Annotated in this window: 16 protein-coding genes and 1 riboswitch; of the genes, 12 read left to right on the top strand and 4 right to left on the bottom strand. The window is 48.7% G+C overall.

Annotated features, from left to right (window positions below):
• The first annotated feature begins 1 nt into the window (after position 1).
• The 6 genes from Q9M42_RS03215 (at position 2) to Q9M42_RS03190 (ending at position 7,453) form a co-directional block, all read left to right on the top strand.
• The gene (locus Q9M42_RS03215) at positions 2 to 1,216 is read left to right on the top strand and encodes a M20 metallopeptidase family protein (protein WP_322525086.1); all 1,215 of its coding nucleotides are present in this window, start codon (positions 2 to 4) and stop codon (positions 1,214 to 1,216) included.
• Positions 1,217 to 1,232: 16 nt separating this feature from the next.
• Positions 1,233 to 2,273: a homoserine dehydrogenase gene (locus Q9M42_RS03210; RefSeq protein ID WP_322525085.1), complete on the top strand. Its 1,041-nt coding sequence runs from the start codon at positions 1,233 to 1,235 to the stop codon at positions 2,271 to 2,273.
• Between the two features lie 12 nt (positions 2,274 to 2,285).
• The gene (locus Q9M42_RS03205) at positions 2,286 to 3,725 is read left to right on the top strand and encodes an aldehyde dehydrogenase family protein (protein WP_322525084.1); all 1,440 of its coding nucleotides are present in this window, start codon (positions 2,286 to 2,288) and stop codon (positions 3,723 to 3,725) included.
• A gap of 35 nt (positions 3,726 to 3,760) precedes the next feature.
• Positions 3,761 to 4,984, top strand: a complete 1,224-nt coding sequence (locus Q9M42_RS03200; RefSeq protein ID WP_322525083.1) for a M24 family metallopeptidase — start codon at positions 3,761 to 3,763, stop codon at positions 4,982 to 4,984.
• Positions 4,985 to 5,116: 132 nt separating this feature from the next.
• On the top strand, positions 5,117 to 6,490 hold the full coding sequence (locus Q9M42_RS03195) for a hypothetical protein (RefSeq protein WP_322525082.1): 1,374 nt from the start codon (positions 5,117 to 5,119) through the stop codon (positions 6,488 to 6,490).
• 21 nt (positions 6,491 to 6,511) lie between these two features.
• A complete protein-coding gene (locus Q9M42_RS03190; RefSeq protein WP_322525081.1) occupies positions 6,512 to 7,453 on the top strand; it encodes a DMT family transporter in 942 nt (313 codons plus the stop codon).
• Here Q9M42_RS03190 and yidD read toward each other — a convergent pair.
• Both yidD and dapA read right to left on the bottom strand, forming a co-directional pair.
• Positions 7,437 to 7,679, bottom strand: coding sequence for a membrane protein insertion efficiency factor YidD (gene yidD / locus Q9M42_RS03185; RefSeq protein WP_322525080.1), 243 nt, complete (start codon positions 7,677 to 7,679; stop codon positions 7,437 to 7,439). The genes Q9M42_RS03190 and yidD overlap by 17 nt on opposite strands.
• A 106-nt stretch (positions 7,680 to 7,785) precedes the next feature.
• Positions 7,786 to 8,673 carry a 4-hydroxy-tetrahydrodipicolinate synthase gene (gene dapA, locus Q9M42_RS03180; RefSeq protein ID WP_322525079.1) on the bottom strand — a complete coding sequence of 296 codons (888 nt, stop codon included), beginning with the start codon at positions 8,671 to 8,673 and terminating at the stop codon, positions 7,786 to 7,788.
• Positions 8,674 to 8,822: 149 nt separating this feature from the next.
• A riboswitch (Lysine riboswitch) is annotated at positions 8,823 to 9,002 on the bottom strand.
• A gap of 280 nt (positions 9,003 to 9,282) precedes the next feature.
• On the opposite strand from dapA, the gene Q9M42_RS03175 reads away from it, so the two are divergent.
• The 4 genes from Q9M42_RS03175 to Q9M42_RS03160 all read left to right on the top strand — a co-directional run bounded on the left by Q9M42_RS03175 (position 9,283) and on the right by Q9M42_RS03160 (position 11,433).
• Positions 9,283 to 9,549, top strand: coding sequence for a hypothetical protein (locus Q9M42_RS03175; RefSeq protein ID WP_322525078.1), 267 nt, complete (start codon positions 9,283 to 9,285; stop codon positions 9,547 to 9,549).
• A 58-nt stretch (positions 9,550 to 9,607) separates the two neighbouring features.
• The gene (locus Q9M42_RS03170; RefSeq protein ID WP_022792199.1) at positions 9,608 to 9,997 is read left to right on the top strand and encodes a type II toxin-antitoxin system PemK/MazF family toxin; all 390 of its coding nucleotides are present in this window, start codon (positions 9,608 to 9,610) and stop codon (positions 9,995 to 9,997) included.
• A gap of 304 nt (positions 9,998 to 10,301) precedes the next feature.
• Positions 10,302 to 10,982: a hypothetical protein gene (locus Q9M42_RS03165; protein WP_322525077.1), complete on the top strand. Its 681-nt coding sequence runs from the start codon at positions 10,302 to 10,304 to the stop codon at positions 10,980 to 10,982.
• A 130-nt stretch (positions 10,983 to 11,112) separates the two neighbouring features.
• Positions 11,113 to 11,433, top strand: coding sequence for a hypothetical protein (locus Q9M42_RS03160; protein ID WP_322525076.1), 321 nt, complete (start codon positions 11,113 to 11,115; stop codon positions 11,431 to 11,433).
• Positions 11,434 to 11,492: 59 nt separating this feature from the next.
• Here the strand turns inward: Q9M42_RS03160 and Q9M42_RS03155 are convergent, their stop codons facing one another.
• Positions 11,493 to 12,830, bottom strand: a complete 1,338-nt coding sequence (locus tag Q9M42_RS03155) for a YjiH family protein (RefSeq protein WP_322525075.1) — start codon at positions 12,828 to 12,830, stop codon at positions 11,493 to 11,495.
• Positions 12,831 to 12,959: 129 nt separating this feature from the next.
• Here Q9M42_RS03155 and Q9M42_RS03150 point away from each other — a divergent pair, with 129 nt between their 5' ends.
• On the top strand, positions 12,960 to 13,229 hold the full coding sequence (locus Q9M42_RS03150; RefSeq protein WP_322525074.1) for a hypothetical protein: 270 nt from the start codon (positions 12,960 to 12,962) through the stop codon (positions 13,227 to 13,229).
• A gap of 22 nt (positions 13,230 to 13,251) precedes the next feature.
• Here the strand turns inward: Q9M42_RS03150 and Q9M42_RS03145 are convergent, their stop codons facing one another.
• Complete coding sequence (locus Q9M42_RS03145; protein WP_322525073.1) at positions 13,252 to 14,031, bottom strand: HAD family hydrolase; 780 nt, start codon at positions 14,029 to 14,031, stop codon at positions 13,252 to 13,254.
• A gap of 464 nt (positions 14,032 to 14,495) precedes the next feature.
• Between Q9M42_RS03145 and Q9M42_RS03140 the strand changes: the two genes are divergently transcribed.
• On the top strand, positions 14,496 to 17,342 hold the full coding sequence (locus Q9M42_RS03140) for a 2-oxoglutarate dehydrogenase E1 component (RefSeq protein ID WP_322525071.1): 2,847 nt from the start codon (positions 14,496 to 14,498) through the stop codon (positions 17,340 to 17,342).
• The last annotated feature ends 8 nt before the right edge of the window (positions 17,343 to 17,350 follow it).

The raw sequence follows: 17,350 nt of genomic DNA, 5'->3' as shown, positions 1-17,350 counted from the left end.
GATGACTATAGTGACCAAAACGATTAAAGAAGAAGCAGAAGCGATCCGGGAGCAGCTGGTGGAATGGAGGCGCGGCCTGCACCGCCGTCCCGAGCTGAGCTTTGAAGAGCATGAAACGGCAGCGTTTATTAAAGCGACGCTTGCCGGACTTCAGCATTTAACAGTATACAGCGGTAGAGAGGAAACGGGTCTCGATACGGCCGTAATCGCAGAGCTTGGGGCCGGTGACGGCCCTCTCGTCATTTTGCGCGCAGATATTGACGCTCTCCCGATCCAGGAAGAAAACGACTGTGATTATGCTTCCACGTATGAAGGGAAAATGCATGCGTGCGGGCACGACGCCCATACCGCTATGCTGCTCGGTGCCTGCTTTGTGCTTCATCAACAGCAGGAGCATTTGAACGGAACCATTCGTTTCATTTTTCAGCCGGCAGAAGAAGATACGGATGAGCACGGCAGCACCGGCAGCCCGTATTTGATCAAGCGTGGCTGGCTCGAGGGCGCTCAGGCAGCATTTGCCCTTCATATGGACCCTGAGTTCACGCCTGGTCATGTAAGGCTGCAGGAGGGTCCGAGCATGGCAGGCATTGATACGTTTGAAGGAGTCATTCGCGCAAGCGGAGGCCACGGGGCTTATCCGCATCTTGCCACTGACCCGGTCTGGATCAGCACATTTGTGATGCAGGCGATGCAGGGAATTGTTTCACGGCGGACGTCTCCGCTCGAGCCGGCAGTGGTGAGTATCGGCGAATTAAAAGCAGGAGCTTCGACCAACGTTATACCGGACGAAGTCCGTATCCGGGGCACCATGCGCAGCTATTCGGACGCCACCCGCGAGCGGCTGCGTGAGGAGCTGCAGCAGGCCTTCCGCATAGCTGAGACAATGAATGCCTCCCAGGAGGTAACGATCGCTGAGGGAGAGCCGGCGCTCGTCAACAGTCCCGAAGCTGTGAAGGCCTACCGGACCGTGCTCGAAGAACTGTACCCGGAAACGGTTATTCACGAAGAATCCTACGGTATGGGCGGAGAAGATTTTAGTTACATGGCCCGCCAGGTACCGTCCTGCATGATGTTTCTGGGCGCAGGCTATCCTGATCGCGCAGACAGCGGGCTGCACATGCCCCAGTTTGATATTGAAGAAACCATTTTACCAATTGGAGCTTCCCTGCTTGCAGGAGCAGCTGTACACTATATGACAAAGCACAAGACAGATTAGACTGGGAGGAAAAAATATGCCGCATAAATTAGATTTTATCGGTTTTGGCGGAGTGGGCCGGGGCCTTGCAGAAATACTATTGGAACGAGGAAGTTGGCTGAAGGAAACATTTGGTTCCGACTTTTTGGTGGTTTCTGTTTCCGATTTGTACAAAGGCTCCCTTCATCACCCGGACGGCCTGGACATGCAGAAGGTGCTCGACTGCCTGAAAAAAGACGGCACGGTCGAAAACTACCCTGATACCGATGGACTTGTTCGCGGATGGGACAGCATCGAAACGATTACCCAGTCGAACGCTGATACCGTAATCGAAATTACGTTTACCAATGTAGAGACCGGCCAGCCGGCAATTGACCACTGCAAAACGGCGTTCAAGGCCGGCAAAAATGCCGTTCTTACGAATAAAGGCCCTGTGGCCCTTGCCTATAAAGAGCTTCAGGCACTGGCGGAAGAGAACGGGGTACGGTTTTTATTCGAAGGAACGGTCATGAGCGGAACACCGGCACTCCGGATGCCGCTTACGAGCCTTTCCGGAAACCGGATTACTTCCATTAAAGGAATCATGAATGGAACGACCAATTACATGCTCACCCAGATGGAGCAGGGCATGGAATACAGCGAAGCTTTAAAAGAAGCACAGTCCCGCGGTTACGCGGAAGCAGATCCCACAAGCGATGTTGAAGGCTATGATGTATTGTATAAAGTAGTCATTCTAGCCAACGTCGTTATGGGAGCAGATTTGAAAAAAGAGGATGTAGAACGCCAGGGAATTACATCTCTTTCTGCAGAAGATATGCAGCAGGCAAAAAATGAAAATAAGCATTGGAAGCTGATCGGGCGCGTTGAGAATGTCAACGGTACTATTAAAGGCTCTGTAAAACCGGAGCTGCTCTCCGAAGGCGATGCCCTCGCCAACGTCGGAGGTGCGGTAAACGCGGTTACTTATGAATGCGACCTGAGCGGTCCGATTACGCTGATGGGCGCCGGGGCCGGCGTGCCGGAAACAGGATTTGCACTGTTGATCGACTTGATTAACATGGACCGAAATACTATATAAAGGCGGGATAATATGACAACAAAAATCACAGAGCAAAAGATGCTGCTCGGCGGAGAATGGGTTGGCCGGGAGCAGACGCTAGACGTCGTCAATCCCGAGGATCAGTCCGTTATCAGCACAGTGCCGATGGCAAGCAGTGACGATGCGCGCGAAGCTGTGCGGATTGCTGTGGAAGGAAAGGAAATCGCCGAAGCGCTGAGCGTCCGGGAACGTATGGATATATTAAATAAAGTAGCGGATTATGTGCTTGATCGTGCAGAAGAATTTGCGGAAATCATTGCTCTTGAAGGAAGCAAAACGATAGCGGAAGCTTCCGGTGAGGCACGGAGGACCGCTGAGACGATACGTCTTGGGGCAGAAGAAGCACGCCGCCTTTCCGGGGAATCGATTAATTTCGATCAGATGGAAGGCAATACGAACCGGATGGGGTACTATTATCACTTCCCGGTAGGCGTTGTAGCAGCTATCACGCCGTTTAACGATCCATTGAACCTGGTGGCGCACAAGGTAGCGCCGGCGATTGCCGCCGGGAATGCTGTCATTGTGAAGCCGGCAACAGAAACACCGCTCAGTGCATTAAAGCTGGCCGAAGCGTTTATTGCAGCTGGTCTTCCAAAAAAAGTACTCACAGTAATTACAGGAAGAGGCCGTGACATCGGCGACATTCTGGTTGAAGCAGAAGACGTTCAGATGATCAGCTTTACCGGCGGCTATGAAACAGGAAAAAGCATTGCCCATAAAGCAGGACTGAAAAAGCTTTCCATGGAGCTAGGCTCGAATTCCCCGTTTATTGTCTGGAAGGACGCAGACATTGAAAAAGCGGCCCAGTCAGGCGTGGACGGAGCGTTTGGAGCGGCCGGCCAGAACTGCCTGAGTGTCCAGCGGGTATATGCTCACGAAGAAATTTACGAAGCGTTTGAAGCATCGTTTGTGGATAAAGCCAAACAGGTGCGTGCAGGCAGAAAGATGGACAAAGATTCGGATATTGGACCGGTGATCAATGAAAAAGAAGCCAAACGAATTGAAAGCTGGATTGAAGAAGCAGTGGAGGCAGGAGCCAAAGTGCTTGCCGGCGGTAAACGGCACGGGGCCTTCATCGAGCCGACTGTTCTGTCGAACGTGCCGGAGGATATAACAATTGTAAAGGAAGAAGTGTTCGGCCCGGTAGTAATACTTGCTTCTGTGGCAACGTTTGATGAAGCAGTTACACGCTCGAACAGTGTGCCTTTTGGCCTGCAGGCCGGCATTTATACGAATGATATCAATCTAGCGCTGAAGGCTGTACGCAAGCTTCACGTCGGCGGCGTCATGGTTAACGACAGCAGCGATTTCCGGATCGACGCCATGCCATTTGGCGGCGTTAAGCATTCAGGCATCGGCCGCGAAGGCGTAGCATTTGCCATTGAAGAAATGTCGGAAAAACGGCTAGTATGCTTCACCATTGATGAATAATTAAATGTAAACGGGATAAAAGGGGGGATCAGCTCATGTTATTTGAAAAAGATGAGTACCTGACGAGAATGAACCAGACGAAAATGAAAATGATGGAATATGGTATTGAAGTGCTATTGGTCTCCAATCCATCCAACATGTACTATTTAACAGGGTATAACGCATGGTCGTTTTATGTGCACCAGATGGTGATTGTGATGATTGACGAAGATCAGCCATTATGGATCGGGCGGGAAATGGATGCCCACAGCGCTACTGTCACTACATGGCTTGACGAAGACCATATCATTCCGTATCCTGATGAATTTGTGCAGTCGACGATCAAGCACCCTATGGATTTCGCAGCGAACATCCTGACCGAGATCGGTCAGGGCAACCGCAAAATTGGACTGGAGATGGATGCATTCTATTTTACCGCCATGTGCTATGAACGAATCCAGGCTGGTCTCCCAAATGCCGAATTCCGTAATTTCAGCACGCTTGTCAACTGGGTCCGGCTGGTAAAATCAGAAGCGGAAATTGAGTGCATGTACCGCGCCGGACGTATACTAGAAAATGCCATGCAGGCTGGTTTTGATACGGTAGATGTCGGCGTTCGTGAAAATGAAGTAGCTGCGGCTATCACCAATGCCCAGATTCTTGGAACAAAGGAATTCGGCGGAGATTATACGTCGATTGTGCCAATGATCCCCGCGAACGAAAATACAGCTACCCCGCATTTGACATGGACGGACCGGAAATATAACTACGGGGACTTTTTAACGATTGAAATTGCTGGAGCGTATATGCGCTATCATACCCCAATGGCACGGACGATGGCGATCGGCCAGGCTCCCGAAAAAATGTATGATCTCTCGGAAACGGTCGTGGAAGGCATCGAAACTACGATGGATGCGATTAAGCCGGGGATGACGGCAGAAGAAGTGGAAAGCGTGTGGAGCCGGACGATCGCAAGACGCGGTTATTTCAAGGAATCCCGCCTTGGCTACTCCATCGGACTCAGCTATCCGCCGGACTGGGGAGAGCATACTGTCAGCTTCCGCAAGGGTGATCACACTATTTTGCAGCCGAACATGACGTTTCACCTGATGCCTGGCATCTGGCTCGATGATCACGGGGTAGAGATTACCGAATCGATCCGCATTACGGAAAATGGGTGTGAGCTGCTCAGTCACGTGCCACGGGATATGTATATAAAAGAACCCGGGGTACTCGGCGACGGTTTTGCGGAAAACCGATTGAACGCCCACTATAGATAAGAAACAGGCAGCGGGCTCCTTTACGGGGAGTCCGCTTTTTTATGAATGTTAGGCGGGTGTTGGCTATTTTTTCCGGATAGTGGTAGCATAAAGGTGTTTGCAATGAAGATTTGACTAAAACGGGGAATGATCATGAACCGGCAGGCCTACATAAAACCAACACTGGGAGCTGCAGCTTTTGCAGCTGTATTCTGCTATTTTTTAGAAGTGCTTTTAAACGTTCCGTTTGTCGAATACGGGTACAGTTTTATTGCCGGGGTGCTGCTTGTGGCATCAATGCCTGTTATGCCGTCCTTGAACCGGCGTGTGGTTTACGTACTGATTGCTGTCGGCATTGCTCTGTTCTGGACGTACGGTGTTTCCTGGCAGAGAGTGTGGAAAAGCTTCGGGGAAAACCTGCCGCTGCTCGCCCTCTTTTTGACGGTGCCGCTGATTGGGACGTACATGTCGGAAGCGGGACATCTGCATGCTTTTCAGCAGTATCTCGAACGCCAGAACGAAAAAAGAGGAGTGCCGCCGCACCGGCTTGGCTACGGCGTGACAGCAAGCATCGGTGCCATTCTGAATCTCGGCTCCATGCCGCTTGTGTATGGCATTGCCAAAGAAAGCTTTCCATCCTTTGAGAAAAAAAGAATGGCATTAACGGTGCTCAGGGGATTTGGCTCGTGTATGCTCTGGTCACCGTATTTTGTAAATATGGCCCTGATTTTAAGCATCTATGATTTAAGCTGGGGAGAAGTCGGGCCCTACGGGATCGTGATGGCTGCTGTATTGACAGCCCTGGTCATTGTATTTTTTCGTTCGTCAGCATTCGCCGATGATACGTGGACAGTTCCAGAGAAAGAAAAAGAAGCCAATCCACCTGTGTCTTCGATGCGCACATTTTTACTATTTTTAGGCATTCTGCTTGCTGTTTCTTTTTTGCTTGAAGCACTGCTGCCCTTCAGCATGCTGACGATTGTTTCGGTGCTCGCTCTTTTGTATCCGTGGGTGTGGGCCCTTGCGCGAAGACAGGCTGCCTCGTTCGCACAGTCCACGTGGAAACACGTAAGCGGTTCGTTTGAACGCCTGTACAACGAAATTGGTATTTTTGTGACGGCTGGATTTTTCAGTGTGGCGCTTCGAAGCAGCGATGCTGGAAGATGGCTTTCTGAAGCCATCAGCTTTTTGTCGCAGGGCTATATGATTCTGCTGATTGCCTGGGTGGTCGCTATCGTAATGGTGCTCTCTGCGGTAGGCATTCACCCCGTAATAATTGTCACCGGTCTCGGCGGGGCCCTTTCGCCGGAAATCTTTGGGGTAGGTGCTCCGTTTATGGCCGTGCTGCTGCTCATGTCGTGGATGCTCGGTGTTCAGGTGTCTCCGTTTACAGGAGCAATACTTATGACCTCGCATTTAATGGGGGCGACTACCATTCAGGTAATCAGGAAAAATACAGCATTTATTCTAAGCGCTGCCGTCGTGCTGAGCCTTGTATTATTTGTACTGGGAGAAACGGTAATGTAAAAATGAAGGAGAGAATACAGCATGCGTCCACTTGAGGCTGGAAAATTATACGGATCCGTCATGCTTGTCATGCTGATGTGGGGACTTAATGTCGTGGCGTTGAAGGTGCTGGTGGCTGAAATAAATCCGGTGTATATGCAGGCGGCCCGCATTTTGCTCGCGGGCCTGTCTGTTGCCTTGTTTGTTTTTCTGCGCAAAGAGCATGAGCGGGTGCCAAGGGCTGCTTTCATGTACATTCTGCTGGCTGCAGTGTTTGGCATGACCGGTCACCATACGTTTTTAGCTATAGGATTGAGTGAAACAACCGCTGTAAAAAGCTCGCTCATACTGGCTCTTCTTCCTATTACAACAGCGCTTTTGTCCATGCTGTTTTTGGGAGATGCCTTTACGAAGCTTCGCTGGCTCGGGGTGTTTGCAGGGTTTGCAGGGGCAGTACTTATTAATATCACCGGAGAAGGCGGGGGAGCTGTTCAGGGAGCAGCGAGGGGAGATGCTTTTATTTTCGCAGCAATGACTGCCCAGGCTGTGAGCTTTTTGTTCATTAAAAAAGCATCTGAACTGGTAGCGCCGAGAGTATTAACGATCTACACGCTGATGCTCGGCTCTGTTGGCTTGTTCGCGGTTAGTTTTGTACTGTCTCCGTCCGGGTGGGAATCGTATATTACGGCTCCTGGCTGGGTGTGGCTCGTATTTTTACTTTCCGGAGTATTTGCCACCGGCCTTGGCCAGATTTTATACAACGCGTCGATTTCGAAAATCGGCCCGGGGAAAACTGCCATATTTAATAACTTTGTGCCTTTTTTTGGCCTGTTAAGCTCGGCGCTTATTCTTGGAGAAAACGTATCACCGGCTCAGCTTGGAGGATTCATATTTATTGTGGCCGGAGTGCTGCTTGGCACCGGGTGGGTGGACCAGCTGCTGTTAAAAAAACGAAAACAGGCACCTGCTAAGTATGATGCTTAGCGGACGCCTGCTTTTTTTTCGGAACTTCATCAAAGCCACCCGGGTGAAATGGATGGCATTTAACAATGCGCCGGACTGTTAAAAAGGCCCCTTTCCAGAAACCGAAACGCTCAAAGGCGGTAATGCTGTACTGTGAACAGGTGGGGTAAAACCGGCAGGAAGGGGGTGTGAACCGGGAGATATAACGTTGATACAGCCGGATCAGCGCCACTATCAATTTTTTCATACATACGCACTCCTATAGTCTTTTTTGCACTTAAAGCGTAGCATAAATGAAAGCAGAACTAAAAAACCCCGCCTGAACCGGCGGGGTTTAAAACGATACATCTGTATTAACCGACGTAAAAGGAGGCTGCTGGTTCAATAACCTGGCGCAGAAGTGCCTCTTCTTCCTCGTTTAAACGTACCATTGGGAGGCGGACATCGCCGGAAATAATGCCGCGCATCTCAAGAGCTGCTTTTACCGGAGTCGGACTAGGCGCTGCGAACATGGATTTCATAAGCGGCAGCAGATCGCGGTGCCGGGAAGCGGCATAAACTGGCTGTCCATTAAAGAAGCTTTGGATCATGTCCTGCATGCTCTCTCCGGCCACATGGGCAGAAACAGAAACGACGCCGGTAGCTCCAACAGACAGCAGTGGAAGCGTCAGGCTGTCATCGCCGCTGTATAAAGTAAAATCCTGCGGTGCATGCTGGAGAATATAGGCCGCAGCTTCAAGATCACCGCTCGCTTCTTTGATGGAGCAGATATTTCTGACATGGGCCAGCCGTACAATAGTTTCTGGTGTCATACCGGCCGCACTCCGCCCCGGAATGTTATAAAGCATAACTGGAGTGTTAATTCCTTCAGCAATTGTACGGAAATGCTGGTACATACCTTCCTGGGAAGGCTTGTTATAATACGGAGTAACAAGCATGACGGCATCAATGCCGGTTTTTTCTGCTTCAAGTGACAAAGCGAGTGAAGCTCTTGTATCGTTGGAGCCTGTGCCTGCAATAACCGGCACCCGCCCGTTTACAGTCTGGACAGTATGACGGAACAACGAAATTTTTTCCTCGTGGGAGAGCGTGGGGGATTCGCCAGTCGTCCCTGCCACCACAATGCTTTCTGTTCCTGTGCTGATCAAATGATTAATCAGTCTGGTTAATGCTGTGTAATCTATATCTCCGTGTTCATCAAATGGAGTCACCATTGCTGTACTCAATCTGCCAAAATTCATGTTTACTCACCCTCTTAAAAGTATAGTCTTGCCTAAAAAGAGAGGGCTTGCGGTTTCACGTCTTCGCCTCCATCCGGACACGAAAAAAGCAACCATGGAAAGAGCCCATCGTTGCAGGAACGCTTCAGCTGTTAAGCAGAACCGCACGTGCGTGAGATAGCCCTCCATACAGAAAATCTGTATGACAGTCCCGCATTTATTCAATACGAGACCAGCGTTGAACGATTGAGTCGTCCGCAGCTTCGGCAAAAACCCCTTTCCGCTTTAATCACCAGAGCTCATTCTCTTCCTAAAGCGTACTAATAGTTTTCGCAGCCTCTAACCTCACTTCTCAAATAAAGAAGCAGGATATGAAATTAATTAACTACACCATAGCAGATAACGCCCCGAAAGACAATAGTACGGCAGAAAATCAATTATCTTTTCTATATTGCCTGATTTTGGCGTGAATAAACATAATTAAATATTCTCTGTTTATCCCTTCCCCGCAACTGTTTTAGCGGATTCCTCCCGGGGTGGTCAAAAAATTTTTAAAAACACGTTTCATTTTAGTGAATCTTTCTTATATAATGAGAGAGGGAAAACAGAACATTAGGGGGCCAATTACGTATGTCGCAGCTTCAGCAGATCGCTCTAGAACTTCCAAAAGAACTCTATACGGAAATCGAACATCTGTCCCAGTCAGAAAAGGATTCTTTTTTTCATCAGGTATTAAAAGATCAAATTGAAAAACAAAAATCCACAGACATGCAGGAACAATTGAAGAACGGATATGCAGAAATGGCTGCACTAAATGCTGAAATATGCGCTGAATTTGAATATGCCGAAACAGAATCTACACAGACGACAGAACGACGGCTGCACGAACAAGACTAGCTGTTCATCCTGTCCGGCAGCATAAGCGCGCAACCGGAAAAGGAGGTGAATGGGTGGTTTGAGTGATTCGAAACAAAACAATCAGCATCATAAAAAAGTAGTTAAACGGGGGGACGTATTTTTTGCGGATCTGTCTCCGGTAGTTGGTTCAGAGCAGGGAGGCGTCCGCCCCGTACTTATCATTCAAAATAATATTGGTAACCGCTTCAGTCCTACGGTGATTGTGGCTGCTATTACGGCACAGATTAAAAAGGCAAAAATGCCGACACACGTAGAAATTGATGCAGCCAAGCATCGATTTGACCGTGACAGCGTTATCCTGCTCGAGCAACTTCGTACTATTGATAAGCAGCGGTTAACTGATAAAATTACCCATCTCGATGATGAAACCATGGAACAGGTGCGTAAAGGCCTGGAAATAAGCCTTGGCCTGCATGAGTTCAATTAATCCATCATACATAACGACTGCGGGCCCCCGCCTGCATATTGATACGTAAAACCTTTCCGGTCCGGAAAGGTTTTTTTGTTGCAAAAAAAGAAGTGAACGCCTTTGTAATGTGATATATCCTTCTGTGAGTCCAATAAAAGCTCTCAGTAGCGCAAAGGTTTAAATTCATACGAAAAACTTTTAAATGCTCTATTTTATTTTAAGTTGTGATGTGATACACTGCTCTAGGAAATAAAGAGAGGGTTGGATAAACTAGCCTATAAGAGAGAGGATAAGGAAGGGAGGCTTTCATATGCTAAAAGCAATGAAGCAAAAATGGATGGACAAGCGTGACCAGCTTGCCCGGCAAACAGAAGAACGGATTCAGGATTATAATACGGATCTGCAGGTGCAGATGAGGCAGAGACGTGAAAATGATGATTGGACTGATGAACTTCTCAATAAAGATATTGAAAAATATTTGTATACGATCCATCCATCATTTCTTTTAAACGACCGTGTGAACCGGGCGCTTTACAACCGGCTGCTTGCCCGTGCGCAGGGAAAGTATTCGCTGACGCTTTCTGTCACAAGTGAAATGAAGCTTGCGCTCGACTTTTACAACACGGATCTTGCTGTATTTCTTCGTTTGATTGAAAAGAAAGGCTTTCAGCTTCAGGGAAATGAGGAACGTTTTCTGCTGACGCTTATGAACCGCCTCAGTGAAAACAATTACCGCATGTATAAAGAACGTTACAGCGAATTGGATGCTCACAACGCTTCCTTATCAGATGCGGTCACTTCGTACCTGCAGCAGGTGCCGCGTGCTTATCAGCTGGAAACCGGGCGACTCGATTTCTTTTACAAGTTTCTGATCAGTGAGGGCCTTCTTCCGGCAGGGACAACGAAGAAAAAGCTGAAGAAAGTAATTAAATCCTCAAATAAAAAGAGAGCGGGAGACCATCAGCTTGAGCGGATGGAGCGCCGGATTGACCGGATCGGTTAATAGACGAACAAAACGCTGCAGAGCTGCAGCGTTTTTTATTGCTTTGAAAACCCAGTGAGAACATAATTCTTTTCGATTAGGCGTTTCTGTGGCAGAATGTAGGTAAATATACAGAAGGGATGGAGAGCTGATGAGTCAAAACGAAACGAATCTCAGCACGTTTTTTGCCGGCAAATTGCAGGAAGCCAAAACTCAATTTGAGCGCACCATTGACTGTAAGCACACCGCTTTTGACGATCTGTATCCGTATATGAATGAACAACCGCAGTTTTTTTGGTATAAGCGGTATGTAGCCTGGCAGGAGCTGCTTACTACGGTGGAGCTCGCAGAGGAACTAAATATCGACTGGCAGAAAGAGTTCAAAACGAAGCAACAGGAATTTATTGAAAGCAAAATACTCGATGCAAAAGTGCTCGATGACTGGTACGGAAAACAGCGTACTGAAGCATAAAGAAAGCCGGCGGATCCCCGCCGGCTTTTTACGGTTTCTTCTATACGTCTGTTGGTTTATTAGAAGATAAAATGAGCGATCAAAACAATGACCGGAAGTGAAATAATGGTTCTTTCCAGAAAGATCAGTACAAGATCGATAAAGCGGACCGGAAGCTTGCTCCCGAGCAGGAGACCGCCGACTTCGGACATGTAAATGAGCTGACTGACCGACAGCGCCCCAATAATGAAGCGGGTCATTTCGCTTTCAATATCCGTACCGAGAATAGCCGGCAGGAACATATCCGCAAATCCGATGAGCATCGTTTCGCTGGCTGCAACTGCCTCCGGTACCTGCATCAGCTGTAGGAGCGGCACGAACGGAGCACCGAGCCAGGCGAACAGCGGCGTAAATTCTGCAATAACAACGGCGATGGTGCCAAGGCCCATGACAATCGGGATGACGCTGATCCACATATCGAGCACGTTTTTTGTACCGCTGATCAGCACCGAAGACCAATGGGTGCGTGAAGCTTTATCGAGGGCTTTTTCCCATCCGGAGGACACAGGATTTTTACCTGTATGACCGTTCGCGATTTCCTCTGCAGGCTGTTGGTTGTAATACTCGTTCTTTTTCCGCGACAGCGGAGGGATCCGGGGCATAATGAGTGCGCATGCCACGCCGGCTGCAACGATGGTGAGATAATACGGCAGCGTGTAGGCAAGCAGGTCAAGTTCCCCGAGTATGGTGATGGTGAATGTGATGCTGACTACCGAGAACGTCGTACTGATAACAGCCGCCTCGCGCTGCGTGTAGTGGCCGCTTTCATACTGCTGGCTTGTCAAAAGCACGCCGATTGTGCCATCTCCTAACCATGAAGCGAGACCGTCAATTGATGAGCGGCCCGGAAGAGTAAATAACGGGCGCATTAAAATCGTCAGGATCGAACCGAAAAATTCGAGCAGACCGAAGTTAAGCAGAAAAGGCAGAAAATAACCGGCAAAAAAGAAGACGGTAATTAAGAGAAGAATCAGGGAATAGAGCAAAAGACCACCGGTAGCATCCCCGATAAGCCAGCCCGGACCGATTTGAAAAAGTGTTAAAAAGGCAAAAATAAAGCCTAAAATCCGGATGAGCAGCCAGCCGTTGGTTACATGAAACAACGACACGGCAATACCTGAGGAAAACGGACGGAACCGGGCAATAATGGCGCCAACTACGGAGATGCCGATAAAAATAACGCCCATCGCAGGCAGTATACCGCTCAGTAAACCTTCGAGCCATCCGGCAAGAAGAGCCACCGGAACGGTTAAGCCGTCCTCAGTAGAAATGGGGACCATAAATAAAAAGATCCCAATCAATGAAGGAATAATAAACTTAAGGGCGCTCGACGCCCTGGTGGATGGAGTGGAACTCATTTTCTTCACCTCGATATTCATACAATTTTATGTATAATTACTACAAACATTGTACTAAATTAACACGAAAGCCGCCATTTGCAAAGAACATTTTTATTCGTCTCAAGGGAAAGGAGACACGACCAGGCTATGCCGCAATATATCTTTGACGTTGAATCTGTGTATTTAAAAGAGCCGGAAGACGAACTCCGGACGCATATAGCGGAGGTGAGAACGGAAGTAATACACCGTGAAAAGGGTGATATTTTATTTGAAGCTGTTATTCCGGTGGCTTACCATGCTTACGGAGTCTATCCTGACGTGAAAGCAGTAGCCTCCCAGATCTCCCGGCCCGCGCTGCAGCGGGAGGTGCTGTTTCGTGTGAAGCGCTACGTCAAAAAACTTCGTCCGTTTTTGTGAACCGGGAGGTGCGGACGTTTGCTCAGCGGAGCAGAGGCAGCAGATCCCCGAGGGCCGTCAGTTCATGTTCTGCCCGGAATTCATGAGTCGGGACGCTCCCGTCATGATTGATCCAGGCGCTTTTGATACCGGTTTTTTTTGCCCCGGCAATATCGGTGTTCATATTGTCCCCGATCATCAGTGTATCTTCAGGAGCAGCGTCTGCAAGGCGCAGTGCATGAGTGAAAATGGCGGGATCAGGTTTTCCCGTCCCGAATTCTCCGCTGATAATAATATGGTCAAAAAAAGGCACGAGCGCCGGGGTCAGTGAAAGCTTCAGCCGCTGCAGACTTGGGGAGCCGTTGGTGAGCATCAGCAGCTGATAGTCATCCTTTAGTGTATGAAGGACTTCAAACGTATCAGCATATACATAGGGGAGGTGACGCCGGTGCATAATAAAGCGGTCTTTAAGCCATTCGCCTGTTTCGGGCTGGTGGACGCCGTGGGCTGCAAGCGCCCGCGTCCATGTTTCTTTTTGGTAGGAAGAAATGAGCCGGCTCATTTCCTGGAAACGCCGGTGCTCAATATCGTCAAAGTGTCCCCAAAGGCCTTCGAATGCGTTAATGCCTATCGTTTTAGTGAAGTCATATATTGAGAGGTTCTTATACAGTTCTGGTGCAGTCTGCTGTACGGTTTCCATAAGCAGCGGTGCATACACACCAGTGCGTATCTCGGCGTCGAAGGCTGTGGCCCGCAGCGCCTCAGTGATGCTTTTTTTATCCCAGAGCAGGGTGTCGTCTAAATCAAAAATAAGTGTTTTCATGAAAATCCCCCTGTGAAAGTGAAAAGATATGTATAAATCATAGCACAGCGATTAATGTTTAAGAAAAAGAAATATGCCTTGCTGCCAGGAAAAGCAAATAATTCAGTTTAGGGACTGTCAAGTGAAAAGAATTAGTGTACAATGTAGGTGTGTGAGAACGCTTCATAAGGCGATGGCGCTTTAAAGATGCCGGAAAGTGGAAATCAGTCGGATTTTCGGCCTCCTGCAGCGAGGAGCATACATATTTTTCGTATACTTGGCTGTGTAAGGTTTTGAGCACCTGCTTTAAGCATGTTAAAATATGTCTGATTTATGAAAAGGCATGTTCTCGAAGAATTGGTTGAGTCGAAGAAGGGAAGTGATGGTGGAAACTCCATTCCAAATGGTTCACCTTCATAGATATTAAACGACTACTATGATAGTTTAGAAAACTTATTGATCACATAAGCTGGGGGTATCACTCGATGAGTAAGCATCAATCCAGGGCTGAAGAAGCCTGGCAGGAATTTTATGGTCCCAATCTAGGTTATATGTGGGAACAATACGACGTGTACAAGGAAGATCCTGACGCTGTGGAACCGGAGATTAAAAGCTGGTTTGACCAGTACGGACCGCCGTCTTCAAATGGGGAAGCAGCAGTCAGCTATGCTCCTGCTGTGGATGAAAAAGACCAGGCAGTCGGTGCCGGACTTAATATGGAAAAGATCGCACATGCAGTTAAACTTGCTGAAAATATCCGTATTCACGGACATCTTTCTGCAGACATCAATCCGCTCCAGGAGCCAGACGGAGAAACATCATTTCTTCGCATAGAAGAATACGGATTAAGTGAAGAAGATCTTCGGACCATCCCGAAGGAAATCCTCTGTCCGGACGCTCCGGAGTCAGTATCTGACGGACTCGAAGCAATCGAGCATTTAAAACAGATGTATACAAAAACCATCGCTTTTGAATTCGACCACGTTCATGACGTGGAAGAGCACCGCTGGCTCAATCGCAAGGTGGAGTCAGGCGAAATTTACAGTGCTGTGTCGGATGATAAACGCAAAGCTTTGTTGAAAAGCCTCACGGAGGTAGAAGCCTTCGAGCAGTTTCTGCAGAAAACGTTTGTCGGCCAGAAACGCTTTTCTATAGAAGGAATTGATATTCTTGCTCCTATTATGGAAGAGCTTACCCACAGCGCGATGCAGGACGGGGCAAGAAACATTATGATCGGTATGGCCCACCGTGGGCGTTTGAGCGTTCTTGCCAAAGTTATCGGAAAGCCTTATGATCTGATCTTCTCCGAATTTCAGCACTCCCCCAACAAAGACCTCGTACCTTCGGAAGGTTCCGTTGGGATCAACTACGGCTGGACAGGAGACGTAAAGTATCACCTGGGAGCAGATAAAAACATTAATCAGGAATCGTTTGAATCCCGTATTTCCCTGGCCAACAATCCTAGTCACCTGGAATACGTCAATCCAGTCGTGGAAGGCTATACACGGGCCGCGCAGGATGACGTCAGTGAGCCGGGCTTTCCGCAGCAGGACGGCTCTAAGGCGATGGCTATTTTGGTGCACGGCGATGCGGCTTTTCCAGGCGAAGGAGTCGTAACAGAAACCTTGAACATGAGCCGGCTGAAAGGATATCAGACGGGCGGTACCGTGCATGTTATTGCCAATAACCAGCTTGGCTTTACCACCGATACGCACGATGCAAGAAGTACCACCTATTCAAGTGACCCGGCCAAAGGCTACGAAATCCCGGTTATTCACGTGAACGCAGACGAACCGGAAGCCTGTCTTGCGGCCGTGCAGCTGGCTTACGAATACAGAAACAAATTCAATAAAGACTTTGTGATTGATTTGATCGGCTACCGCCGTTACGGCCATAACGAAACAGATGAGCCGGCAGCAACCCAGCCATACTTATACGGACTGATTCGTGAGCATCCGTCTGTTCGTGAGCATTACGCGGATCATCTGGACCAAATCGGATTCTGGAAAAAATCCGAAACCGATCAGTTGAAAGAAGATGCGTTGAATCATCTACGGGATCAGTACAACAAAGTAGCAGAGGATAAAGAAGCGGAAACGGAGCTTGGACCGGTGCCGGAAGAAGTGGAAAAACGTCTTCCTAAAGTCGAAACTGGCTATGATTTAAACGAGCTGAAAGAAATTAACCAGGAGCTCATTACCTGGCCCGAAAACTTTAACGTCTTTCCGAAATTAAGAAAAATTCTTGAACGCCGTGGACCGGCTATGGAAGAAGGCGGCAAAGTGGACTGGGGTCATGCCGAAGCGTTAGCATTTGCAACGATTCTGGCAGACGGTACACCAGTGCGTTTAACCGGTCAGGACTCTCAGCGCGGTACTTTTGCACAGAGACATCTGGTGCTTCATGACTATAAAAACGGTGATATTTATTCCCCAATGCATGCGTTCTCGAAAGCAAACGCAGCCTTTGCACTCTACAACAGTCCGCTTTCCGAAAACGGTATCGTCGGTTTTGAATACGGATATAATGTGCAGGCGCCGGAAACACTTACACTCTGGGAAGCCCAGTTTGGTGATTTCGGTAACGCTGCGCAGGTAATATTTGACCAGTTTGTATCTGCAGGCCGCGCTAAGTGGGGGCAAAAGTCTGGGATGGTCTTTCTGCTCCCGCACGGCTACGAAGGACAGGGACCGGAACACTCAAGTGCAAGGCTCGAACGCTTCCTGACACTCTCGGCAGAAAATAACTGGAATGTTGCTTATCTGTCGAGTTCAGCGCAATACTTTCATCTGCTCCGACGCCAGGCGGAATTTCTTGGAAAAGACGAAATGCGTCCACTTGTGCTCATGACACCAAAAAGCCTGCTGCGTAATCAGACCGTCGCAAGCGAACCGGAGGCTTTCGGGGAAGGTGCTTTCCAATCCGTAGTGGAAGACCCGTTGACGGGCAAGGATAAAAAGAAAGTAAAACGGCTGCTCGTAGGTACAGGGAAAATGACTATCGACCTGCATGAAGCACTGGCCGACGGTGAAGTGCCGAGCGATATTCATATCGTCCGGATTGAAGAGCTCTATCCGTTTCCGGAAGAAGAAATCCGTGACATCTTAGAAGCGTATCCAAACGTAAAATCGATCCAATGGGTTCAGGAGGAGCCGAAGAACATGGGCGCATGGTATTACATGTATCCGCTTCTGCATAACCTGGCACCAAAAGGAGCATCGGTGGATTATATCGGGCGCCGCAGAAGGTCAAGTCCGGCGGAAGGCGACCCTACAATCCATAAAAAAGAACAGAACCGCATCATTCAGGAAGCCCTAAAAGGAAACGAATAAGGAGGACG

It is taken from the genome of Marinococcus luteus (assembly GCF_034497705.1).
Classification (GTDB): domain Bacteria; phylum Bacillota; class Bacilli; order Bacillales; family Marinococcaceae; genus Marinococcus; species Marinococcus luteus_A.
This window is presented reverse-complemented; position numbering and strand designations above follow the sequence as displayed.